Source organism: Veillonella sp. KGMB01456, assembly GCF_023051165.1.
Classification (GTDB): Bacteria; Bacillota; Negativicutes; order Veillonellales; family Veillonellaceae; genus Veillonella_A.
The window spans coordinates 14,561-39,191 of record NZ_JALKIG010000019.1 but is presented as its reverse complement, the minus strand read 5'-3'; the positions used below and the strand labels follow the sequence as shown (position 1 = coordinate 39,191).

Annotated in this window: 20 protein-coding genes and 1 pseudogene; 19 read left to right on the top strand and 2 right to left on the bottom strand. The window is 45.5% G+C overall.

Annotated features, from left to right (window positions below; translation table 11 throughout):
• The first annotated feature begins 87 nt into the window (after window positions 1-87).
• Window positions 88-738 (top strand): hypothetical protein, encoded by a 651-nt coding sequence (locus MXE28_RS06955; RefSeq protein WP_156704315.1) that lies wholly within the window; start codon window positions 88-90, stop codon window positions 736-738.
• Window positions 739-1,226: 488 nt separating this feature from the next.
• Here the strand turns inward: MXE28_RS06955 and MXE28_RS06950 are convergent.
• Both MXE28_RS06950 and MXE28_RS06945 read right to left on the bottom strand, forming a co-directional pair.
• A pseudogene (locus MXE28_RS06950) lies at window positions 1,227-2,500 on the bottom strand (putative porin).
• Between the two features lie 114 nt (window positions 2,501-2,614).
• Window positions 2,615-3,949, bottom strand: a complete 1,335-nt coding sequence (locus MXE28_RS06945) for a recombinase family protein (RefSeq protein ID WP_021841320.1) — start codon at window positions 3,947-3,949, stop codon at window positions 2,615-2,617.
• Between the two features lie 248 nt (window positions 3,950-4,197).
• On the opposite strand from MXE28_RS06945, the gene MXE28_RS06940 reads away from it, so the two are divergent.
• From MXE28_RS06940 to carA, 18 genes are all read left to right on the top strand, one after another.
• Window positions 4,198-4,998: a Cof-type HAD-IIB family hydrolase gene (locus MXE28_RS06940; RefSeq protein ID WP_156704313.1), complete on the top strand. Its 801-nt coding sequence runs from the start codon at window positions 4,198-4,200 to the stop codon at window positions 4,996-4,998.
• Window positions 4,999-5,013: 15 nt separating this feature from the next.
• A complete protein-coding gene (gene rapZ, locus MXE28_RS06935) occupies window positions 5,014-5,937 on the top strand; it encodes an RNase adapter RapZ (protein ID WP_021841318.1) in 924 nt (307 codons plus the stop codon).
• Window positions 5,938-5,971: 34 nt separating this feature from the next.
• Window positions 5,972-7,321 (top strand): gluconeogenesis factor YvcK family protein, encoded by a 1,350-nt coding sequence (locus MXE28_RS06930; protein ID WP_021841317.1) that lies wholly within the window; start codon window positions 5,972-5,974, stop codon window positions 7,319-7,321.
• 181 nt (window positions 7,322-7,502) lie between these two features.
• Window positions 7,503-8,447, top strand: coding sequence for a DNA-binding protein WhiA (whiA, locus tag MXE28_RS06925; RefSeq protein WP_021841316.1), 945 nt, complete (start codon window positions 7,503-7,505; stop codon window positions 8,445-8,447).
• Window positions 8,448-8,464: 17 nt separating this feature from the next.
• Entirely contained in the window at window positions 8,465-9,988 is a 1,524-nt protein-coding gene (locus MXE28_RS06920) for a hypothetical protein (RefSeq protein ID WP_021841315.1), read from the top strand.
• Between the two features lie 285 nt (window positions 9,989-10,273).
• Window positions 10,274-11,035 carry an energy transducer TonB gene (locus MXE28_RS06915; protein WP_021841314.1) on the top strand — a complete coding sequence of 254 codons (762 nt, stop codon included), beginning with the start codon at window positions 10,274-10,276 and terminating at the stop codon, window positions 11,033-11,035.
• 188 nt (window positions 11,036-11,223) lie between these two features.
• Window positions 11,224-12,198, top strand: coding sequence for a helix-turn-helix transcriptional regulator (locus tag MXE28_RS06910; protein ID WP_021841313.1), 975 nt, complete (start codon window positions 11,224-11,226; stop codon window positions 12,196-12,198).
• 254 nt (window positions 12,199-12,452) lie between these two features.
• Window positions 12,453-13,067: a MotA/TolQ/ExbB proton channel family protein gene (locus MXE28_RS06905; RefSeq protein WP_021841312.1), complete on the top strand. Its 615-nt coding sequence runs from the start codon at window positions 12,453-12,455 to the stop codon at window positions 13,065-13,067.
• A gap of 4 nt (window positions 13,068-13,071) precedes the next feature.
• Window positions 13,072-13,473 carry a biopolymer transporter ExbD gene (locus MXE28_RS06900; RefSeq protein WP_021841311.1) on the top strand — a complete coding sequence of 134 codons (402 nt, stop codon included), beginning with the start codon at window positions 13,072-13,074 and terminating at the stop codon, window positions 13,471-13,473.
• Window positions 13,474-13,571: 98 nt separating this feature from the next.
• Entirely contained in the window at window positions 13,572-15,242 is a 1,671-nt protein-coding gene (gene hutW, locus MXE28_RS06895) for a heme anaerobic degradation radical SAM methyltransferase ChuW/HutW (protein WP_021841310.1), read from the top strand.
• Window positions 15,239-16,207: an ABC transporter substrate-binding protein gene (locus MXE28_RS06890; RefSeq protein ID WP_247239984.1), complete on the top strand. Its 969-nt coding sequence runs from the start codon at window positions 15,239-15,241 to the stop codon at window positions 16,205-16,207. Before hutW ends, MXE28_RS06890 begins: the two co-directional genes overlap by 4 nt.
• On the top strand, window positions 16,194-17,288 hold the full coding sequence (locus MXE28_RS06885; RefSeq protein ID WP_021841308.1) for an iron ABC transporter permease: 1,095 nt from the start codon (window positions 16,194-16,196) through the stop codon (window positions 17,286-17,288). Before MXE28_RS06890 ends, MXE28_RS06885 begins: the two co-directional genes overlap by 14 nt.
• A complete protein-coding gene (locus tag MXE28_RS06880) occupies window positions 17,285-18,076 on the top strand; it encodes an ABC transporter ATP-binding protein (RefSeq protein ID WP_247239983.1) in 792 nt (263 codons plus the stop codon). Before MXE28_RS06885 ends, MXE28_RS06880 begins: the two co-directional genes overlap by 4 nt.
• Window positions 18,077-18,206: 130 nt before the next feature.
• Window positions 18,207-18,722: a flavodoxin family protein gene (locus MXE28_RS06875; RefSeq protein WP_021841306.1), complete on the top strand. Its 516-nt coding sequence runs from the start codon at window positions 18,207-18,209 to the stop codon at window positions 18,720-18,722.
• A gap of 281 nt (window positions 18,723-19,003) precedes the next feature.
• Window positions 19,004-21,076, top strand: coding sequence for a TonB-dependent receptor (locus tag MXE28_RS06870; RefSeq protein ID WP_021841305.1), 2,073 nt, complete (start codon window positions 19,004-19,006; stop codon window positions 21,074-21,076).
• 256 nt (window positions 21,077-21,332) lie between these two features.
• Entirely contained in the window at window positions 21,333-22,283 is a 951-nt protein-coding gene (locus MXE28_RS06865; protein WP_021841304.1) for an aspartate carbamoyltransferase catalytic subunit, read from the top strand.
• Window positions 22,267-23,556, top strand: coding sequence for a dihydroorotase (locus MXE28_RS06860; protein WP_021841303.1), 1,290 nt, complete (start codon window positions 22,267-22,269; stop codon window positions 23,554-23,556). Before MXE28_RS06865 ends, MXE28_RS06860 begins: the two co-directional genes overlap by 17 nt.
• On the top strand, window positions 23,553-24,623 hold the full coding sequence (gene carA, locus MXE28_RS06855; protein WP_247239982.1) for a glutamine-hydrolyzing carbamoyl-phosphate synthase small subunit: 1,071 nt from the start codon (window positions 23,553-23,555) through the stop codon (window positions 24,621-24,623). Before MXE28_RS06860 ends, carA begins: the two co-directional genes overlap by 4 nt.
• Window positions 24,624-24,631 lie beyond the last annotated feature (8 nt).

Genomic DNA, 24,631 nt, shown 5'->3' with positions numbered 1-24,631 from the left:
CCAATTTATTGGGATTAACTAAAAAAGCCACACACACTTTTTGTCCTATAAGCCTATTTTTATTTTTAGGTAAGAGGAGGTTTATTTATGAAGAGAATTTTTTCACTGTTAATGATGGGGATTTTTGTTTTAGTTGGGGCTGTATTTACAACAAATGCCTTTGATGTTACCGCTTATTCTAATAGCGGTAGTAAAGAAAGAATAATGCCGCTCGTGTATGTAGGGAATGCAGGGGTGAGCAATGAAACAGAGGCAAGAGAAATTTTATACAAAGCTATCGATCGTGAACTGGCTAAACACAAAAATTTATCACCTGTTAATATGGCTGAAAGCCAAAGTGTATTTGAAGAATATTTATTGGAAAACGATTTGAATCCTGATGATACTGCTTTGGGGCGTGGTTATGTGCCGAAGAAAAAGGAATTAAATGAAATGGCACAGCAAACAAATTCCGATTATGTATTATTGATTAATGCCAGAATCACCGATTCGAAAGTAAAAACTGCTTGGCTCGGTTTTTCTCCGGTAAAATTTGAAGTCACCGTATTGTACACTGTTCTTATTTATTCCGTTAAAGAAGATAAATATGTGTATAATGAAAAATACATTGTAAAAGAAAATGCTGCCGGTACCAGCAGCACCGAACGTGCTTTCAAAAAAGCTTGCATCAAATTTGCCGATAGAGAATTTACACTCGATCATATGACTTTGACTAAAGAAGCAATGTTAAAACAGTAAAATGTCAGTCTTTAGCTAGTATACGTCTTATTAAATCTGGTTTAATCCCGATTAAAATCTAATGAAAGAAAAAAATAGCACTATGAATTTGAAATATTAATTCTCAAATTCATAGTGCTATAATAATATTCAGAGCTATTAACGTGAGTTAGGTTCATCACCGAAAGGTGGTGATACTATAACAGTATACGAAGCTATATCATTAATGATTGGTTTTGCTACTCTTATAGTGTTAATTATTTCACTAAAGAAATAGACCTAACGCCCAGAAGTATTGCAGACTTCACACGTTAGGTTTATCATTTGCTACAGCTTAGATGAGCCTAACGCCTTCACACGTTGATAGCTCTCTTTGTACTTTTAGTATATCATGTATTCCATTTTCGTCAAGTTATGAGCAACATGGAATATACATCTAAGTAAAAACAACCACCGCCATAGGCAGTGGTTGTTTTTTATGCTACGAGATAATTCTATTTCAGGAGAAATTAGAATTTGTAGTTTAATTCTGCACGGTAGTAATCGCTCAAGTCGTTACCGTCTTGGTCTTCAGCATTGAATGCCCAGTAAGCGGACAAGCCAACGTTTTTAGCCAATGCATAGTCTACAGTAGCCATCCAAGCTTTGTAGTCAGCATTGTATGGTTGGTTCCAAGTAGATCTGATTACTGGAGAAGTAGCTCCTTCATCAAAGTACTGAACTTTAACACCCCAAGTACCTTTTTCTTTAATGTTGTAGTTACCAACACCAACGCCTGCTACCCAAGCATCTTTATCGCCGTTGTTGTCCGAAAAATCATCTTTCCAAGTAGCATATTCGCCACCAATCCACAATTTATCAAATTGAAGATCTAAGTGACCGCCGTAGATATCGTTATCAAGGAAACGGTTCCCAAATGCGTAGAAACCACCGATAGTAGCGTGTTCACCCAATTTACCTTGTGCTTGTAATAAAGTTACAGAAATATTTGTATCAGCATCTGCATCTTTAACATCTAAACCATCAAAAGAAGCGCTACCGAACAAGTTACCAGCCATGAAGTAACCATGAGCAGCTGTAGCAGAGAAATTACCATTGTCGTATGCCAAAGCAGCACCGTCAAAAGTATCATCATAGATTAAACCGCCGCCAATTAAGGCACCAAAACGACCGCCAACTAAAGTTGTATCTTGGCCGAATTTATGAGCTACATACACGCGATCGAATTCAACACTGCTACTAGATGCATTACCAAATTCTTTGCTACCTGTAGATACACGAACTACAGCAGATGTATTTTCATTTACATTAGCATTGAATTGGATACGACCACGATAGTCGAATTTAGATTTTTTATTAGGGTTGTTGTCATTGGAGAACATGTCTTTTTTGTCAGAACCCTGGTAACGAAGACGAACGTCACCGGTAACTTTTACGTTACCAACTTTGTTTTCCAAAGTAGCAACACGAACGCCCAAATTGTTCAATTCGCTAGCGAATTCATCAGCCAAACGGTTGATCATAGCCTGTTGTTCAGCGTTAGCACGAGCTTCGTTAGCCATAGCTTTAGCTACCATCTGAGCCATTTCGTAACGAGTGATGTTGTTCTGGCCTTTGAAAGTGCCATCTGGGTAACCGTTGATTACACCAGCTGCTGCCAATTGAGATACGCTCTGGTATGCCCAATCGTTAGGAGTTACATCGGAGAATGGATTAGCTGCGAAGCAGTAGTTACGCCAAGTACAGCAGTTGCTGCAAATACGGCTGCAAAACGTTTTTTCATTGTAATTACCCCTTAGGGTACAATTTATGTAAAACCGTGAAACAAGTAGTGAATTTTCAATTTAACGTTGAAAAAATTTATCTTAGTGTTTTAAAACTCTTGCCATATTTAATTTTAATTGTTACTGAATTTTAAAGCATAGTTTTCATTGAGTTGTACGTTTTCAATAGGTATTACATAGTTTGTTTCTGTAAATAGTTTGTTGTTTTTAGAATCATTTAAAGAAGAATCTTTTAATAATGCTGAAAGTAGTTTTGCATTTAATTTCTGTGTTGCTGTAGGATTTAACAAGTTCGAACTTCGAGACGATATAGCAGGGAGTAGTACGGATTTCAGTAAAAAATGCCAATACTGATATTTACCGACAAGTGACCATTTCTGATAATCCTTATGGCACTGTAAATATAGCTGTAATATCGATGAAGAAAGATAAGGGGCGGACGTTTTAATAAGTTGCGGTATAGCCACCAATAGTGCACCTTCTATTTGAGGTTCTTTATATAGCGCTTTATTGCCACAAATATCGGAGTGATTAATGGATTGAGGGCATTGATAGTACACATAAATTTTATCTTTGTACCGTCGTCGCATACCGACTAAACGGTGGTGACATGAGGGGCATCGAAGCAGTCCCTTAAAAAGATATGGTTCGCTTAATTCCTTGGCTGAGAAGGATGCTCCATGATGGCGTGGTCTTTTTAACTCCTGTTGAACTGCCGAAAAGGTATCTTGAGAAATAATTGGAGGGGCATAATTATCAATTCCATAAAAACGCCCCATATACTTTTCATTACGCAATAATTGGGTAATGGTAGGATAGGCACGAACGATGCCATGTTTTTCAGCTAAATAAATCATGGTTTGTCGAATTGATTTAGTTTTTAAATAATAATTGAAAACATCACGGATAATAGGTGCTTTTTCATCGGGAACGATATGTTTATCTTTGATAGAATAACCTAAAGGCAATTTGCCGGAGATAACTTCACCTCGTTTAATTTTATCGGCAAATACGAAATTGATTCGCTCCGAAGTAGTGTCCGATTCATTTTGAGCAATGGATAGCTTAATGTTAAGGTAGAGACGACCTTGAGCCGTATTTGTATTGTAATCTTCCTCCGTTGTTTCCCAGACAACATTATATTTATCCAAAATAGCCTGATAAGTGTAAAAATCGGAAACATTACGAAACCATCGATCCAGCTTAATAAATAAGATACAGTCGATTCGACCGGCCTGAACATCTTGTAACATTCGGGCAAACTCTTTACGGCGACCGGGGCGACTGCGGGCTGAAATGCCCTCATCGCGATAACACTCCACAATTTGATAATTATGCTCCAAGGCATATTGGCGTAGCCTGTTTTCCTGAGCTTGTAAAGAGTAGCCGTTCATAGCTTGTTCTTCGTGAGATACGCGAATGTAAAGTGCTGAACGTTTTGCAGTCATTCATAGTCGCTATTGAGTCATCTATTCAATAGCAATACCTCCTTTCAAGAATAAAGATGAGTACTCAATTAAAATAATCCCTCCTTTCAAAAATAAAATGACTATATAATTATATCGTAACATAAACAGTAGTAAAGATTGATAAAAGTCGAATAACTTCAGCAAATATGGTATACTTAATAATAGCCCCTTAAAATAGATTAGCGGGTTTTAGAGGATAGAATTTAGATCGGATTGTGAGGGTATCTATGACAGATATACGATTATTGGCAATTGATTTAGACGATACATTAGTGAGAGAAGATAATACTATTTCAGACTATACAAGAAGTATTTTGAAAAAAGTACAGGCCAAGGGCATTCACATTGTGATTGCCACAGGCCGCATGTACCAGACGGCACGGCCGGTGGGGCTCGCCATGGACATCGGTGATTTGCCTATGATACTTTTCTCCGGCGGGTTGGTGCAACGCATCGAATCAGGTGAAAAGTTATTTGAACAAACGGTAGATGTGTCGGTGGCTAACGAGATTTTGCAATTGGCCAAAACCAATGATTGGTATGTGCAGTCTTATATCGATGATGAATTGCTCGTTCATCATGAAACGGAAGAGTCTCGCATGTATGAAAAAGGTGTCGGTGCCAAGCCGGTATATATCGGTGATGCGGTGTACACTGCACCGAAAGGGCCGAATAAGTTATTGTTTATTGCGCAGCCGCAAAAGATTCTGCACATAGAAGCAAGTTTAAATAAAGAGTTTGCCGACAAAGTGGAAATTGTGCGCAGCAAGCCGAATTTCTTAGAGATTAACAGTATGAATTGCACGAAGGGCAACACCTTGGCTCATATGGTTTCAGAATTAGGGCTGAAACCGGAGCAGGTAGTGGCGTTCGGCAATTCGCAAAACGATATTTCTATGCTGAAATACGCCGGCACGGCGGTAGCCGTGGCGAATGCGGATGATAATGTAAAAGCGGTGGCTCACGAAATATGTCCGTCTAATGAAGATGACGGGGTAGCGCACTGGCTCGAGGAGCATATTTTATAGGAAGGGAGACCTATTGTGGAAGGTACATTCAGATTACTCATTGTGACAGGTATGTCCGGTGCAGGCAAAACACAGGTAATGCAAGCCCTGGAAGATATGGGGTTCTTTTGTGTAGATAATTTGCCGCCCGTTTTAATTCCGAAGTTTAGTAACTTGTGCCGCCAAGCAAGCGACCGTATTAATCAAGTGGCGCTGGTGGTGGATATTCGCGGCGGCCAGTTTTTTGAAAGCTTGTCCGACGCGTTGGCATCACTCAAAGAAATGCAGGTTCCTTATGAAATCGTGTTCATGGATGCTACCGACGAAACGCTGATTCGACGTTACAAAGAAAGTCGTCGCAGTCATCCGTTGGCTCCGGACGGCCGCATTACGGTAGGTCTTAAAAAAGAACGCAAGATTCTTGACTCCATCCGTCCGTTTGTCGATTATATTATCGATACGACGAACATGAAAACGAGCCAGTTGAAGGCGTACTTGCGTCAGAAGTTTTCACAATTGGAAGAAAAGAAACAGGGCATTGCCGTGTCAGTCGTAAGTTTCGGCTTTAAATACGGCATTCCTCTTGATGCGGATATGGTATGGGACGTTCGTTTTTTACCAAATCCGTACTATAATCCGGAATTTCGTCATAAAACGGGCCGTGTACCGCAGGTTAATGAATACATTAATTCCTTCGAGGTGACGGAACAATTTTTGAGTACCATGTTTTCAACTATGGACTTCTTATTGCCTAATTATGAAAAAGAAGGCAAGAGTCAGTTCGTAGTGGCCGTAGGTTGCACCGGTGGTATGCATCGCAGTGTAGCTATGGCGGAAGCGTTGTATAATCATGTACAGACATTAGGCTATCGGGCAACAATTGAGCATCGGGATATGTTTAAAAATAATGTTGAAGAGGATTGCAATCCTCGCGAGGTAACGGCGGCCGAAATCAAATAATTCGGCAGGGTTATCGCTAGATAGGAGAATTCAAATGATACATATGTCAGGATTCCGGTGGCTCACGCCAGGCCTTAAATTAAAACGATGGCTGGTTGTGTTTGGTCTTGGTATGCTGCTCGTAATCATCGGTGTGGCCTTGATGCTTAATTATCAATGGCTGTCATATTTTGAAGATTTATTTTTACAATTTTTATATGAAACGACCGGTTCCTATAACTATACTACGTTGGCGACCGGCGGCTTTATCACCATTTTAGTAGGCATCGTGCTCATGACTATCGGGACCAAGCAGGTAGGTAGCGCGGTGGTGCGAGCCATCATTCCGGCCGATACGGATAAGGTGGGGGACTATATTTTCCAAAATATCCGCATGGCGAAAGGACCGAAAGTCGTTGTTATCGGCGGCGGTACCGGTTTATCTACCTTGTTGCGCGGTTTGAAAACGCACACATCCAATTTGACGGCCATCGTAACGGTAGCCGATGACGGCGGTTCGTCCGGTCGTTTGCGTGAAGACTTCCAGATGATTGCACCGGGCGATTTGCGTAACTGCTTAGTGGCCTTGGCGGAAAAAGAAGGCCTCATGGAACAGCTGTTCCGTTATCGTTTCGGCGGTGAAGGCGATTTGGCGGGTCATAGTTTCGGCAACTTATTCTTAACTGCGTTGACGCAGATTCTTGATGAAGATGTGGATAAGGCGCTTGACGCATCCAGTAAGATTTTGAAGGTGCGCGGCCGTGTTATTCCGGCGTCCACGCAGAATATTGTGCTCATGGCGGAAATGGAAGACGGTTCCATTGTAGCCGGTGAAAGTCAGATTCCGACTGTGCAAAAACGTATTAAACGTGTTTTCACAGAACCTGCTTTACCGCAACCGCAGGGTGCAGCTTTGCAAGCTATCGATGAAGCGGATGCTATTATTTTGGGACCGGGCAGCTTGTACACAAGTATTATGCCAAACCTTTTGATTGATAAAATTGCAGAGCATATTAAGGCTTCCAAGGCACCAAAAATTTATATTTGTAATGTTATGACTCAGCCGGGTGAGACGGACGGTTATACAGCGGCCGCTCATGTGGCCGCCTTGCAACGCTTGGCCGGTCAAGGCATTGTCGATACGGCTATTGTCAATGATGTGCCGTTTGACGAAGCAGTTATCGAGAAGTATAAAGCAGTAGGCGCCGAACCGGTGAAGGTGGATACGGATAAATTGGCAGGCCTTGGGGTGCGTACGGTGCGTGCCGGTCTTATTCAGCATCCGGAAACGGCTGTTCATGATCCGGAACGTCTCGGTAAGATTGTAATGGATGTTATTTACGCCATGCAGTCCGGTTTAGAGCCGCATATTTTGGAATATTATTTAAAACGCGAAGACCGTTAATCACCGATAACTCTTAAAGACATTTGTGTGATTGATACTAACTCTTGAAAATATTGATGTAATTGGTGCGGCTGATGCGGTTGATGCGGTTACTGCGATTTTAGTTAGATTTTGTATTAAATAAGGCGTAAGCCTGCTGCTGTCTTACCGGCAGTTTTGAGAGAAGAGAAGGGAGGCACCTATGTCGTTTGCAGAAGATGTAAAAAACGAACTGTGTCAGTATAAGAATGAAGACAGTTTGTCTGCCAAAGTAGAAGCCTCTTGTTTGTTACGCATGGGTGGTTCATTGTTATTGGGCAGTCAGGGCCGTGTAGGCATTCGTTTGGCGACGGCGAATAATGCGGTAGCTCGGCGTGTATTGTCTATTCTACGCGCTCATTATGCGTTGCATACGTCAGTCCTCATTCGCCGCGGTTTAAATTTACGCAAAAAGAATGTGTATACCTTAACCGTAGAGCCAACCGTTGAAGGCCGTGAGGCTTTGGAAGATATGGCGTTATGGCCCATGGATACGGCGTTACCGGCGGAGTGGCTGACAACCATGGAAGGACGGCGTGCCTTTTTGCGCGGTGCTTTTTTAGGGGGCGGTTCCGTCAATAAACCGGAAAGTGATTACCATTTGGAGTTTATGACGAGTAATCAGCATTTTGCCGATGAAATTGTGCGCGTACTGCGACTCTTTCATATCGTGGCGCGGGTAACGGAGCGTAAAGATTCCTATGTGGTGTATATTAAAGAAGGCGATGCTGTAACAGATTGTCTACAAATCATGGGGGCTCAGTCAGCCCTTATGGAATTTGAAACGGTGCGTGTTGTCAAAACGGTGCGCAATCAGATTAATCGGCAGGTTAATTGTGAAACGGCTAATTTGCAAAAAACGGTAAATGCCGCCGTGCGTCAGCTCGAGAGCATTCGTATCATCGAGCGACACCAAGAGCTTAGCGATTTGCCGCCGAAGTTATTGGAGGTGGCGATGGTGCGCTTGGATAATCCGGACGCCAGTTTAGGGGAATTGGTTGATCTTTTGGGCGGCCATATTTCTAAATCCGGCGTAGGCCATCGCTTCCGTAAATTGGAACAATTAGCACTGTCTTATGAGCCTATGGGGCTTGAAGAATTTATGTAGGAAAGAGGAATAATTCAGTGAAATTATTACGCAATAAATATAGATGGTTAGCCATCTTAGTAGCGTTATGGACACGCGGCGTAGGCTTTGTAATCGGGGCACCGCCGGAAACGGTGGACTTCAAAACTACAAGCTTTACGCCATTGCCCGTAGTTTTGACGGAAGAAAAAGACACATTGATTTTTTCTGACAGTCCTGAATATGTAAATAAAAGCGGTGTATTGGCGGCCGGTACGGTTAACGGCACGGGTCGTGTGTATTTCTACCATGTTAATGAAATGAAAGAACCACAAAAAATCGCTATTGTACTGGAAAATACATCAAAAAAGAATGTGGAAGTGACGGTTCACCGTGAGATCTTTGCAGAACCGAATCGTGAATATTTTGTAGTGGGCAGTGAATTGTCACGGGAAGATTTGGATGCTCCATACGTGGGCACGAATCGTCAATGGCAACCGGCCGCTCAACGGGAACGTTCGGCAAAGGCAGCCGGTGTACCGGTGCCGACAGTAACCGCAAAGAAGGATACGATTGAACAAATTGCCGATACCGCCACGACCGATAAATCAACGGTCGGTACAGCCGTAGCAAATACAGCGACAGCTAATGTCGTCACGGCCAATACAAGTGGCGCGATTGAGAAGATGGCCGTAGCCGGCCAAAGAGGTGACGATGAGGCTGTCAAAGTAGGCGATGACGTAGTGGGCAAACAGCGTGAACAGGCGGTAAAGGCTTGGCGTACAGAAGTTCGTCAGCAGGCTCAGGCTGAGGCTAAATTAAAGCCCACCGTGCTTGATACGGTGACGTTGGCGCCGGGTGGCAAACAAGCGTTCTTTTCAAAACTCGATAAAATCCCGATTCCGCAGGATGACTTGTTCTCCGGGATTTTTGACTTTACGTCTACCGGTCCGGTGTACGTAAAAGTTATGATGTTGCCATTTGAAACGCCGGCTTTGGGCGGTTCTTTGATGGCGGAAACTTTGCCTATGGATGAAGTGGCTTTGCGTGGTACCTATGTGGGCGCTCAGCGTCGTTTGACCTTGATGCAACCGTTTGACAGTTCCTTGGGACCTGTGTCCGTTATGGTGGCCAATGACCGTGAAGATCCCTTCGTGGAAGGCGTTGATGAATTGACACCAAATGCACCTTCCAATGCTTCAGGTACCGGAAGTGCTGCCGGTGTTGCCGGTGCTACAGGTGATATAAGCACCGCTACGGCGGTAAGCGGAACGGCCGTAACGAATCGCGGTAATTACGGTGTGAGCTATGAAGTGACGATTCCCACTATGGGCAATCGAGATTTTGCCCTTTATATTAACCCTTTGGGCGGGGCTTATGCCGGTTCCTTTAAGGTAACGTATGACGGCCAATCGGAAATTTATAATGTACCGACGGGGGCGCGCTTATTTTTAGGTAATAATACGACGGAAGACAGCCAGTATTTTAATACGTATAAAGCGGGTAAATTATTGACGATTCAATTTATTCCGGCCGGGGCGTCGAATTTGCCGATTCAGTTCTTATTGGTGCCACAGGCATAATTACAGGCAAAGTTAAGATTGCGCTGAATAGTGGCTTTGTACTAGTTGCAAAGTAGAATAAATTTATTCAAGTGAGAGCGATGTATTTTGCTCTCACTTTTTGCTTTATACCGCAAGCTTACCTGTAAATTGAAATTAAATGTCTTTTTGGAGCAGAACTCAGAACATGTCCCTGTTATTATTAACTTATTGAGTAATATTCTCATAATTCCTAAAGGTAAAAAATGATCTAAATTTTGATTTAGATAGGATTAGACTTAGGATTTATCGTATAAGGTGGTAATTATGGAACAGGTATTTGTATGGCGTAAAGCCGTCATCGGCTCGCTTGGTTTTCATATAATAGCTGCTGTCGCTTTAGGCGTTATCGGCTATCACATGAGCCAAATGGCGGCAGCCGAGGCGTATGAAATTGATTTATCGATTCCTGTGGCGCAGGAAGAGACTATAGTGAAACAAGTAGAGTTTCCCAAACCCTTAGCCGTAGAGGATGTGAGTCAGCGTGTAGCCGCGGTGAGTCAAACTACGAATCCGGCAGCCGGCGGTTATGGCGGCGGGACACCGTCAGAAACACCGCAAGCGGTGGCACCGGCCTCGATAGTAGCGCCCGGCAGCGGTACATTGGATATACCGGGAGCTCACGAAGGTACTGCTACATCATTTGACGGTATCGGTCAAGGGGCGAATGAAGCGGGTGGTCCCGTTGGCGAAGGCCTTGGTAATGGTGAAGGTGCCGGTGTCGGGAACGGCACAGAAGAAGGCGTAGCTCCCGGTGAGCCCTTTGATATGGATGGTTTTTGGAGTGCCGTCAATGCCAATAAATCGTATCCGCCCATGGCTGTAAGGCGTAATATTGAAGGCGATGTGACGGTACAGGTCACTTTGGACAGCGGGGGTAATTTGGTAGCGGCAGATGTAATATCTTCAACTAATTCGTTGCTTGCCGATGCGGCGTTGAAGGCTGTGTATAATGCCACGCCATATAACAACCCGACCGGTGAAAGTGTCACGGTGAATGTGCCGATTAGTTTTCGCTTGACAAACTAACATAATTTATTTAAGATTAATTCTCAAGTATAGAATTAAGGATCCATTTAGTTTAGATGGAGAATACCAAAGCAATTCATTGATATTTAGAGTAAAGACCTTTCTGTAAGTACAGATTTTGTATAGCCTCAAAGCAGGTATACAGTTTGTACTGACAGAAAGGTCTTTTTTTGCATTTTGGAGGAAATATGCAGTTAGTAGAATCGATTAGGGATAAAATGCAGGATTCCGGCACACGTTTGCTCGAGATTCTGCACAATCGTAAAGTATATGAGCGCAAGGATGAAAACGGGTATGCCCGCATGATTAGTCAGCCCGTATTTGACGGTATTGACATCGTCTACAACGATGTCGTGATGGAGCGAATTACCCATAATGCCAAGCCCATGTCCGGTTTGTTTGAGATTCATTTTTGCCAAGACGGGCGCATTGAATGCTCTTTTGAAAACGGCAAATGCCTGTACATGAATGGCGGCGATATTTCGTTGGGCTGGAAAACGTGCAGTACCTTTCGCCATAGTTCGTATTTTCCGACCGGTTTTTACAAAGGTTTGTCGCTCGCCGTATATGTGCCGAAGGCTCAGGCGGCGGTGGATGCCTTTGTGGGCAAAAACAGCATTGACCTTGAAGAAGTGTGCAATCGTTTCTGCACGGCTAACGGTGTGGGGCTGGTGAAGGATACGGGCCGCTTAAAAGAGCTTTTTATGGATCTCTATAATGTGCCGGATGTACTGCCGGAAGTGTATTTGCGCGTGAAATGTGTGGAGATTTTTGTATTGCTTGGCACATTGACGTGTGAGTCGGGAGATGAGCATATCTATTTCGAGCGTGCTCAAGTGGAAACGATTAAGCGGATTCATGATGAAATTTATAACGACCTCGGTAATCATCACACCATTGAAGCCTTGGCGAATCGTCATCGTATTTCTATGACAGCTTTAAAACGTTGTTTTAAAGCGGTGTACGGCATTACGATTTACCAATATGTGAAGCGTTGTCGTATGAACTTTGCCGCTAAAGATTTGGTGAATACCAATGACGCAATTTTGGAGATAGCCAATCGTTGGGGTTATGAAAACGGCAGCAAATTTTCTTCTGCTTTTAAGCAAATTATGGGCTGTAATCCCCGTGAATATCGGGTAAAAAATAAAATGCTCAATTAAGGTAAGTGTAATAAATATATTGATTCATCGGAGAATTAATTGACTTGCGATTTTAAATTGCTTTACTTAATGAGTTAAATTTATTTCGAATATTTACTAAATTAGTCATATAAATAAGTTGATTAAATGTCTAAACGGATTGGTTTGGGCGTTTTGGGGTAGTTTACTGAAATTAAGATTTGTTATCATTTAATGTATAGCGAATTGGTATAGTCAGCTGAATTCGCTTGCTAGGGCTTAAGGAGGCCATTATAATGGAAGGTATAAACTATATCGTTAATTTATTTGTCACCGGTGGTTTGGTTATGTACCCTTTGTTGGCATTATCGCTAATAACCGTGGCTATCGGGATAGAGCGCTGGTATTTTTTCAGATTGAATACGAAAGGCGGTCGCGGTTTTTCACATGGCGTGTATCACAGTGCCAAAGCCGGCAATTGGCGTGAAATCGATGAGCTTTGTCAGCAGTATCCGTTGTCTATCAGTCGCGTAGTGCATGCCGGTTGCAGTAATCGAGAATCAGAGCAAAGTATGAAAAATGCCTTTATGGAGCAAATGACGTTTGAAACGTCGTCTTTCAAACGGTATTTGGATTATTTAAGTGCTATCGTTACGGTGGCTCCGTTATTGGGCCTGTTGGGGACGGTTACGGGCATGATCGGTACTTTTGGTGTCCTCGATAACGGCGGCGGTGCGGCGGCGATTACGGGTGGTATCGGGGAAGCCTTGATTGCAACGGCCACAGGCCTTTGCGTAGCTATTATCGCCTTTGCCATTTATACCTATTTCAGCCATCGCTTGGATCAGTTTGTGATTCGTTCCGAAGAATTGTGTTTAACCATGGTGAATGCCATGAAAAAGGAATGGTGATACTATGTTCAAGCAATTTGGATTGAAACAAAAGCCCATGTTCATGATTATTCCCATGATTGATATTATTTTCTTTTTACTCGTATTTTTTATGATGAACAGCTTGCAAACGGTAGCGCAAAAGTCGCTCGATGTGCAACTCCCGGTAGCTCAGGCGGCGGTGCAACAAAAGCATGTGCCGGTTATTATTACCTTGGATACGGCGGGTCATATCGTAATCGACGGGAAGCCGCTCAGTTTGACCGATGCTAAAGAGGTACTGGTGACTAAGCAGGAAGCCAATCCGGCGGTGGCCGTAGTGCTTCAGGCCGATGCTCATTCGGCTCACGGTCAAGTGGTAGCTATTATGGACCTGGTGCGCAGTGCGGGGATTAAAAAATTCTCCATCGGTGCCACCAATAAATAAGTAGAATTCATACGGTGAAAAACGTATTGGAGTCGGCATAAGCGGGCAAGCAGAGCTGTGAAGGCATAGCCTCTTAAAGTTATGGAAAGGATTTGTATATGATGAAACCGGAAGAGTTATTTGCGAAGATGTCCCCCGAAGAGCGATTGATGCAATTGGGGCGGGCTACGGATAATCCGTTGATGGAGGCCTTTGATGCGAAGCGCGTCGTTCATGCCGGTCTCAACGGTCGTCCTTTAAGCCCTGAAGAAGCGCAACAAACATGGCAAAAGGTCATGGCAACGGAGCCGGTTAAAGGACAATTGCAATCGGCGTATATTCACATTCCGTTTTGCCAGACGAAGTGCCTGTACTGCGGATTTTTTCAAAACGCGGCCAATCAGTCTGCTGAGGACCGTTATATAGATTTATTGATTCAGGATTTAGAAAGTGATGCCACGCAGCGTCGCTTAAAAGACGGCTTAATTCAGACCGTATTTATCGGCGGGGGCACACCGACGTCGTTATCGGCAACCAATGCGGCTCGTTTGTTGCAGGCCATTAAAAAATGCTTGCCACTGGCCAATGATTACGAATTAACCTTGGAAGGGCGCATTAATGATGTGGTGCCGGAGAAAATGGAGGCCTGGTTTGCCAACGGTGTGAATCGCATGTCGCTGGGCGTACAGTCTTTTCACACGAAGATTCGTCGTCAATTGGGACGCCTTGATGATCAAGAGACCATCTTAGAGCGACTGCGTCAATTAAAAGAGTACAATCAATGTGCCTTGGTGGTCGACTTAATCTACGGTTTGCCGGATCAGACGCCTGAAAAATGGCAGGAAGATTTGGAGCTGTTGGAAGCGGCACCAATCGACGGGATGGATTTGTATCAGCTCAATGTGTTTGAAAACAGTGATTTGAATACGGCTATCAAGAACGGCAAAGTATCGCCGGCGGCGACAACTCGTGAACAGGCGGCCATGTTTGCCCAAGCGCGTGCATTTGTTGATTCGTATAATTATCGTCGCCTCAGTGCCGCTCATTGGAGCCGTTCGTCCCGTGAACGCAGCTTATATAACACCATGGCTAAACGCGGTTATCCCATGTTTCCGTTCGGCTGTGGCGCCGGCGGTAATGTGGGTGGCTACATGACGATGCTTCATCGTTCGTTGGGCGCTTATGAGCACATGGTTGAAGCGGGTCAAAAACCGTTCATGGTGCTTATGAAGCAATCACCATTACAGGAAGTGGCCAATATCATCGTTGATCAACTGGAGCATTGTTATTTTGACTTGAAGCCGTTAGTGGCTTACGATGAACGTTTGGCCGAGCTTACCTGGCTCTATGATTTGTGGCGTGAACGAGGGCTCGTTGAACATAACGGCATTATGTATAAATTAACTTTGGCCGGTGAATTCTGGCATGTGAATTTGACACAAACAACGATTGAGTTGGCGCAGTATTTACTGACTGGCGAATCGAGTATGTCCCACGAACGCATTGCGGCCCAAAATGCACCGGGTAAACCGGCCGGCCACCCCGGTGGCGTACCAAAAGGCCATCCCGGTGGCATGCCAAAAGGTCATCCGGGGGGAATCCCTAAAGGTCATCCGACCGGTGTATCACAGGGAAATCCGGGTCATCCGACCGGCATTGCTAAGAAATCGGCACATGCTATGACCGAACCGGAAGGGATGATAAAGGGTCACATGGGCAGTATGATTAAGGAACAACCGCCGGGCATCCATGTGGTGCGTGGCGCCAAAGGAAATGAGGTGTCCGGTTGAAACGATACGTATTGATTCCGGTGACCATCGTAGTCTTGTGCGTTGTAGCGTTGACAAGTTGGATTTCCCTGACTCATGAGGATAACACCAAGATACCGATGCGCACGGTGACGGATGCAACCGGCACCGAAGTAGTGATTCCGCAATATCCGAAGCGCGTCGTTATTTTGAACTCCGCCAATTTAGACATGTATTATGCTGTTGGCGGCACTGTAGTCGGTAAGCCTACTTCGTCGTATATTTCTAAAGAAATAAGGGAAAAGACGAAGGATGTGCCCGCCGTGGGCACTCTTCACAGCCCCAGCGTGGAGGCCATTATCGGGCTTCATCCGGACCTTGTTATCGGTATAAATGTACCGTTTAACACGAATTTACGGGATATTCTCGCCCAGGCGGATATTCCGTTATACATTAATGATTTAGACACCTATGACGATGTGGTGACGACGCTGACATTTTTCGGTGAACTCACCAATCAGCCGGATGTTGCGAAAGCAACGGCTGACAAAGCAATGGCGAATTATAATAAACTTGTTGATGATGCTAAAAAACAAAAGGGACCGCGCAGCCTTATTATTTTCGGCGCCCCCGGCAGTTTCAGCATGGCCACAAGTAAAGCCTTCAGCGGTAATTTATTAGAACTCTTGGGCGGGCATAATATAGCCGATATGGCGACCGGCCTTGACGGCGATTATGTGCCGCTCAGCATGGAGTATGTGGTGAAAACCGATCCGGAAGTTATCTTTTTTATCAGTATGTCGCCTAAATCGGACAGCGTTAATGTATTTAAACGTGAGATGCTTGAGAGCTCGGCCTGGGCTGATGTAAGTGCTGTTAAAACACAGCGGATTTATTACTTGTCCGGTGGCTTGTTTGCGGCAAACCCGGGCACGCGCATCAGTGAGGCGCTCACCATTATGTATGATGATTTATACGGAAAGGAGGCGGCACATGACGAACCGTAACGCGCCGGCCGGCACATCAACACCAATAAAAGCTCAAGAACGAGCCATAAACGGGCAAACGGCGGTGACTTCGAAACAAACTCAAAAGTACCATGATTCGCGGCAACGTAAACGCCGCCTGACATATCTTATAGCCGGCCTATTCTTAGTATTTGTGGTTATTACCGGCTTTATGTATGGCGCCGTGCCTATTACTTGGCAGGAACTGTTAGCTGTAATGCAGGGGCAGGGAACGGCGGATACAGAGCGTATCCTATATTATTTGCGCTTGCCCCGCGTGATTGCAGCCGCCTTGGTAGGCATGAATTTAGCCTTAGCCGGCTGTATTTTGCAAGGTGTATTGCATAATCCGTTGGCGGACCCCGGGATTATCGGCGTAACGGCCGGTGCCGGTGTGGCGGCCATGGCGGTTATGATTTTGGCGCCGGCCTTGACGGCGTGGGTGCCGTTAGCCGCTTTTGTAGGTGCTTTGGTGGCCTTAGCGGTTGTATTCATCCTGGCTTGGGACCGCGGTATTAATCCCTTGCGACTTATCTTAGCCGGTGTGGCCGTGGCGGCCTTTTTCGGGGGCGGTACGACGGCGTTATCCGTTATGTTCCCTGATCGAATTCAGGGCGTAGTTAACTGGTTGGCCGGCGGCTTTGCCGGTGCCCGTTGGACCTATGTGTGGATTGTTTTGCCATACAGCATTATCGGTTTGGTAGGGGCCCTTTGGAACTACCGTAAACTCAATGCGTTGCAAATGGGCGAAGAAGTGGCCCTGTCACTGGGCATTAATTTGAAAAAAACGCGTATCATTTTAGTACTTTTGGCGGCGATTTTAGCGGCCGCTTCCGTAAGTGTGGCAGGCTTACTCGGTTTTGTAGGCTTAATTGTACCGCATTTGATGCGCTTGGTTGTGGGTTCGGACTTTGAGTACTTATTGCCCGCATCGGCTGTATTCGGGGCCGGCCTATTGGTTGGTGCCGATACATTTGCCCGCACGATTTTCAGCCCCGCTGAAATTCCCGTAGGTATTTTCTTATCCTTCTTGGGTGCACCGTTCTTCTTATACTTATTGAAACGGAGGAGCCGCGCATGACAAGAACATTAGTTATGAAAAACGGCCGTATCGGTTACGATACGCGGGCTGTGGGTGAAAACGTTTCGCTCGTTTTTGACAAACCGGAAATCGTGTCCATTATCGGACCGAACGGCTCCGGTAAGTCGACGGTATTAAAAACTTTGGGCCGTTTGTTGCAGCCCTTGGGCGGTACCGTATACCTTGACGGTAAAGATATTCACAGCATGAATTCGAAAGCGGTGGCCCGTATTATTTCCATGTTGCCGCAATCGGCGCAGGCACCGGCGGATATGACGGTGCGGGATTTGGTCATGTGCGGTCGCTTGCCGTATCAGAATCCCTTCAGTTCGCTCACTACGGAAGACGTGGCGGCGGTGCAAACGGCATTGGAAGAAACGGGCCTCGTGGAATTGCAACATCGTCCCTTAAAAGATTTATCCGGCGGTGAACGGCAACGTGCTTGGCTCGCCATGGCCGTAGCACAGGAGCCGGACATTCTGCTCTTGGATGAACCGACTACCTTCCTCGATGTGCGCTACCAATTGGAGCTCATGAAATTGGTCGTGAAACTTCATCGTACGCGGGGGATTACGGTTATCATGGTCCTTCACGATTTGAATCATGCGGCTCATTTCAGTGACCGCTTGATTGCCGTCAAAAAAGGCAACATCGTGGCGGACGGTCCGGTGGCTGAGATTTTCACAGAACCGGTTCTCAGTGATTTGTACGAAGTGCAGATGGTATTTACCGAACTTAGTATTAATGGCATAACGCACAATATATGCGTGCCTTATGAAAGTCGGTAGTGTATTAGAGTCGTTGTCGCTTTATTGAGTGCATCGGCATTTACCGCTTACAGAGATAGACGGTATTTACTATGAAAGCAAAAGCGTAGCTTTAGATTTTTCAAAACGGAAACGTTGAAAGGAGATATAGATGAACAGCATTGTTATTTACTCGTCCCGTACAGGGAACACGAAACAAGTAGCGGAAGCAATCGTAGGTGTGTTACCGGAAGGTACGCCTTGTGTGCCGGTAAACGAAGCACCGGCTGATTTGAGCCAATACGACTTGGTTTTCATGGGCTTCTGGGCCGACCAAGGCAATGCAGATAAAGCGGCGCAGGCTGTTTTAAAACGCATCGATAATGAAAAAGTAGCTCTCTTTGCTACGTTAGGTGTACCGCCGATGATGCCCCATGCGAAAGAAACCATGGTAGCCGCTACCGGTCTTTTGCCAAAAGGTCAGGAGCCAATCGGGACTTTCATGTGCCAAGGCAAAGTAGATCCGAAAGTCATCGAAATGATGTTTAAAATCTTCCCGGACGGTCATCCGCACGGACGCAATCCGGAACGTGAAGAACGCCATAAACAGGCGGCATCTCATCCGGATGCTAATGACTTGGCCAATGCAGCCGCATTTGCTAAAGACGTTTTGGCCAAATTAGGCTAATACAATACATATTGAGTGTAATAAATTGACATAATAGGTAAGGACCTAGCTAAACACATATGTGATAGACGGATTAAAGACCCCGAAGCTTCCGTGGCGACCGGGGCTTTGCCGCTATAGTCATTATGGTGCAGACAGGTCCTTTTATTATGTCATTTTTTATACATAGATTTTTAAAAAATATACCGGTAAGTTCTATATATAATTAGGGATTTGTAATGTGCAATTGTGAAATGTGTTGATTTGTGTTTTTATTTTGTGTTGTGTAGAGGTGTTTAGAGATGAAAAGAGTAAAATTCAAAGAACTTGTGTTGCGTGCTATGACCTTAGCAGTGTTGTTGGCACCGGTATATGGTGTGCAGGCCGCTGATTTAGAAACAGATACGATTGTGGTTACCGCGTCTAAAACAGCAGAAACTATTAAAGCGGCGCCGCAGGCGGTAGAAGTAGTTACGGCGGAAGATATGAAACGCATGGGCGCTACCGACTTAGTATCGGCCTTGCAGTTGGCTGACAATGTGAGCCTTGCCGAATCGGCTATGACGGGCAATCAGGTCATGCTCCGCGGCATGGATACGAAACATACCCTTATTTTGGTAGACGGTAAGCGTATTGCCGGTGAAGATACGGACAGCACGGCGAACGTGTATACGCTCGGTCGTATGAGTCTTGACACGGTGGAACGGGTGGAAATTGTACGCGGTGCTACGAGCTCCCTGTACGGTTCCGATGCTATGGGTGGTGTTATTAACATCATTACGAAGATTCCGGACAAAGAAGGCGTAACAGTCGGTGTTAATACGGGTACCAGACAGCAGAACAATTACTATCGCTATGATTCCGGCAAACAGGGGCGTTGGAATTTGACCACCGGCGCTCAATTTACCAAAGTTCGCCCGCAGAATATTTTGACCGTAACGGAAGCGTCTGCCACTAAAATGGGCAGTGAAGGCTATAATCGCTACATGTTCGGCAATCGCCAGAATTTTGACATCAGCGCTACCTATGATTTTGAAAACGCCAACAAGAATAAACTTCGTTTGGATGCGAATTATTTTAAAGAAAAACTTCGCACCGAGCTCGCCGATGTACAGGGCATCAGCCGTGGCATGACCTATGATCAGCAAAAAGACAAGGTGGAGCATTACAACAATACGGGCTACGGTGTGAGTGCTACCTATACCGGGGCGACTGCCAAAAACGAATACCAAGTGCGCACGTACTATAATCAGTTGAAAAAAGATTATGACATGAGCAATAATGTGGACTTCTCCTTCTTGGGCCGTTTCAGCAAAGTGGCACAGACCATGATGGAGCGTATGTATCCGAGCTCCGACTATGACCGTGCGAAATACTACACATGGGTAACGGATGCACAGAACACCATGTTCCTCAACGACCAACATACATTGACCTTCGGCGGTGAATATCGCAAGGTGTACTATGCGGGCACCCGTTTGGGCGGCCAATCCGATTCGAACGGTGTGAAAACGCAGGAAGCCCATACGGTTAACTCCTACTCCGGCTTTGTAGAAGATACTTGGCAGGTAACGGATAAACTCATGCTCCAGCCATCGGTTCGCTATGAGCACAACAGCTCCTTCGGCTCCAATGTGTCGCCGCATATCGGCTTAAATTACAGTATTAAGGACAATCTCCGTTTCAAAGCTAACTACGGTAAAGGTTATAAAGCGCCGACCGTGTCCGAACTCTACATGGATATGTGGCACAGTCCGGGCCCAATCATGGTAAACGTAGTGGGGAACCCGGACTTGCAACCGGAAAAATCCACGAACTTCGACTTCTCCTTGGAAGGCGAACGGGGTAATTCCTTCGGCAAAATTACGTACTACAACAATAAGGTATCCAACTTAATAAACTACAATCAGTGGCGTGATGCGGCTACCGGCGTGTACCATGCGCAATATGTAAACGTAAATAAAGCGCAGATTAACGGTGTAGAATTAACGGTGGGCCATAAATTGAGCGACCGTTTGACCTTAAAAGGCACCTACAACTACATCGATGCGAAAGATAAAACTACCGATACTCGTTTGTTGAATCGTGCCAAATCGATTACGACGGTACAACTCGTATACGATGATCACAAGAAGACCGGCTACAATGCAGTCCTTTGGAATAGCTTCACTCATGACTATGCGTACAATGCGAGCGGTCGCAGCAGCACCAGTTACGATCTCTATTCCTTCAATACATTGAACGCAGCGGTAACGCGTAACTTTAATGAAAACTTCTCGGCCTTTGTAGCAGTAAATAACATCCTTGATAAAGATGTGGAAGACCTCAACATGTACGGCCGCGTATGGCGCGTAGGGGCGGAAATTAAGTTCTAATTAACTTCATAATACTAACCTTGACAGGCTAACTTGAGACAGGTAAAATATAAAAAGAAGAAACAGAAGGACGGTACGAGAGACTGTTCGTTTCACGACAATTTACCTTTTAAGTTAGTCCTGTGAGGCTAGTAAAGGATATGGTAGGCACCTGTATATTGCTATAGGTGTATCACTAAGTCTGCTATAGACCTTTTGCCACAGGCAAAGGGTCTTTTTTTGTTATAACCGGGAATCTCAGTTAAGGAGGCTGACAATGGGAGAAGTAAGTTTGAAAGGCAAGCATTTGCTGGGTTTACAGCATGCTACAAAGGAAGAAATTGAACTTATATTACGCGTAGCCAAGAAAATGAAGAAAATCGTCTTATCGGATGATAAGAAGTATCCTTTGTTAAAAGGCAAATCCATCATCAACTTATTCATGGAAAACAGTACGCGCACGCGCAGTTCCTTCGAATTAGCCGGGAAATATTTGGGCGCCGACGTTATTAACATCACGAAGAGCGGCAGCTCCATGGCTAAAGGTGAAAGTTTCCGCGATACTTTGCTTACCGTATCATACATGGGTACCGATGCCATCGTAATGCGTCACAGTGCGGAAGGGTCTCCGTTATACGCCACTAAAGTGGTTGATCCGATTATCATCAACGCCGGTGACGGAGCACATGAACATCCGACCCAGGCTTTACTCGATATGTACTCCATTATCGAACGCAAAGGCACTTTGGAAGGTAAAAAAATCGTTATTGCCGGCGATATCATGCACAGCCGTGTAGCGCGCAGCGATATTTACGGTTTTACCAAAATGGGTGCCGACGTTCACTTGGTTGGTCCGCGTACGTTACTGTATCCGGAACTTGCCAAAATGGGCGTAACCATTCACCACGATGTGCGTGAAGCGGTGAAAGACGCCGACGTAATCAACGTATTACGCATTCAGTTAGAACGTATTAACTCTGCTTTATATCCGACGAATCGTGAATATGCACGCATCTTCGGTATCAATAAAAATGTGTTGGCCTTGACCAAAGACGATGTGATGGTTATGCATCCGGGTCCTATGAATCGTGGTCTTGAAATTGCTCACGATGTGGCTTACAGCGATGAATCGGCCATTCAGGAACAGGTACGCAACGGCGTAGCGGTACGTATGGCTGTATTATACTTGACGATTGTAGGAGGTGACGGCAGTGAACTTGCTGATTAAGGGTGGAACCATTGTAAATCCGAAAAAACAACAACATGAAGTAGCCGATATTTTGGTGAAAGACGGCAAGATTGCCGAAATTGGTCAGAATTTAAGCGCTGACGGCGCCGAAGTATATGATGCAACGGGCCTTGTCGTAACACCGGGCCTCATCGATATGCATACCCATTTGCGTGAACCTGGTCAGGAAGCGAAAGAAGACTTCCACAGCGGTACTCAGGCAGCGGCTGCCGGCGGTTTTACCCGCATCGCCACCATGGCTAACACCAAACCGGTCGTAGACAATGCGGCGTTGGTGCGCGGTTTGCAAAAACAGGCTGAATTAACAGGCCTTGTAAAAGTGGAATTCATCGGTGCCGTAAGTAAAAACCTTGAAGGCAAAGAACTTGCCGAAATGGGCGACATGGCGGAAGCCGGTGTGGTGGGCTTCTCCGATGACGGTCACTATGTGGAAAGCGCCGCTTTCATGCGCCGCGCTTTGGAATACTCCAGCATGTTCAACAAACCGGTTATCGACCATGCCGAAGAAGTGAGTCTCACCCATGAAGGTCATATGCACGAAGGTTTCGTAGCCTATGAAATGGGCGTTAAAGGTCGTCCGGCCGTAGCGGAAGACATGGCCGTAGCTCGCGACTTGCTCCTCGCTCAGATGACCGGCGGTCATATCCATATCGCTCACGTAAGCAGTAAAGATACGGTAGACCAAATCCGTGCGGCTAAAGCGAAGGGCATTAAGGTAACTTGTGAAGTAACGGCTCAGCATTTATCCTTCACCGATGAATACTTGCGTGAATATAATCCGGCTTTCAAAATGGCACCGCCGATTCGTTCCGAAGAACATCGTCAGGCCCTTTTGGAAGGCGTTAAAGACGGCACCATCGATGCCATTATTACCGACCATGCGCCGCATGCGGAAGAAGAAAAAGACGTGGAATTCTGCTGTGCACCGAACGGCTTCAGCGGCCTTGAAACATCCTTGGCAGCCGTTTTGACACATACGTATAAAACCGGCATTTTGACTTTGGATGAAATCGTAAATCTCATGAGTGTTCGTCCGGCCGAAATCATGGGCGTTGATGCGGGCGTTTTAGAAGTGGGCAAAACCGCCGATATCACCGTTTTCAGCACCGACGAAGAGTGGACGGTAGACCGCAATTTATTCTATACTAAAGGTAAGACGAGTCCGTTTGACGGCATGACCTTAACGGGCAAAGCCAAATTGACGGTTGTAGATGGTAATATTGTGATGAAAGAGGGAGTTGTGACTCAGTGAAAGGCAAATTAGTATTACAAGATGGCTCCGTATACGAAGGTAAGCTCTTAGGGGCTAGACCAATCCTCGGCGAAGTTGTATTTAACACCGGTATGACCGGTTACCAGGAAATTTTGACCGACCCTTCGTACGCCGATCAAATTATCACATTGACCTATCCGCTCATCGGTAACTATGGCGTGTACCGCGACATTGCGCAGGCACCGAAACCATATTGCCGCGGTATGATTGTGGGCGAACTTTGTACCTTCCCAAGCAATTGGCAAAATGAAGGCTTATTTGAAGAATATTTACGGGCGTACGGCGTACCTTGTCTCTATGATGTGGATACCCGTGCCATTACTCGTAACATTCGTAATCACGGCGTTATGAAAGGCGTGATCTGCCCGGTAGACACGCCGCAGGAACGCATTGACGCGTTGTTAAAACAGGATTTACCGACCGACCAGGTTATGCAGGTAACCACCAAGTGGCAAGGTTTTCGCGGCAGTGAAAACGCCGAATACCATGTGGCCGTTTATGACTTCGGGGTTAAAGAAAATATCTTGAAATTCCTCGAAGCGAGCGGTTGCCGCTTGTCCATTTTCCCGGCTGACACCAAGGCGGAAGACGTATTGGCCGTAAATCCGGACGGCATTTTCTTATCCAACGGACCGGGGGACCCTTCGGACCTCGGCTACGCCGTTGAAGAAATTAAAAAATTACTCGGCAAAAAACCGATTTTCGGTATTTGCATGGGTCACCAAGTATTGTCCTTAGCGTTTGGCGGCTCCACGTATAAATTACGTTTCGGTCACCGCGGGTCCAACCATCCGGTTAAAGACCTTCGCACCGGCCGCGTGTACATTACCTCCCAGAACCACGGCTTTGCGGTAGATGAAAACAGCTTAAAAGACGCTGATATCACGATTACCCATCGCAGTGTAAACGATAACACCGTAGAAGGTATGCGCCACAACAGCTTGCCAATCATGTCGGTACAATATCATCCGGAAGCATCGCCGGGACCGACTGACAATCTGTACTTGTTCGACGAATTCAAAGCAATGATGAAAGAATATAAATAGAAAGGGCT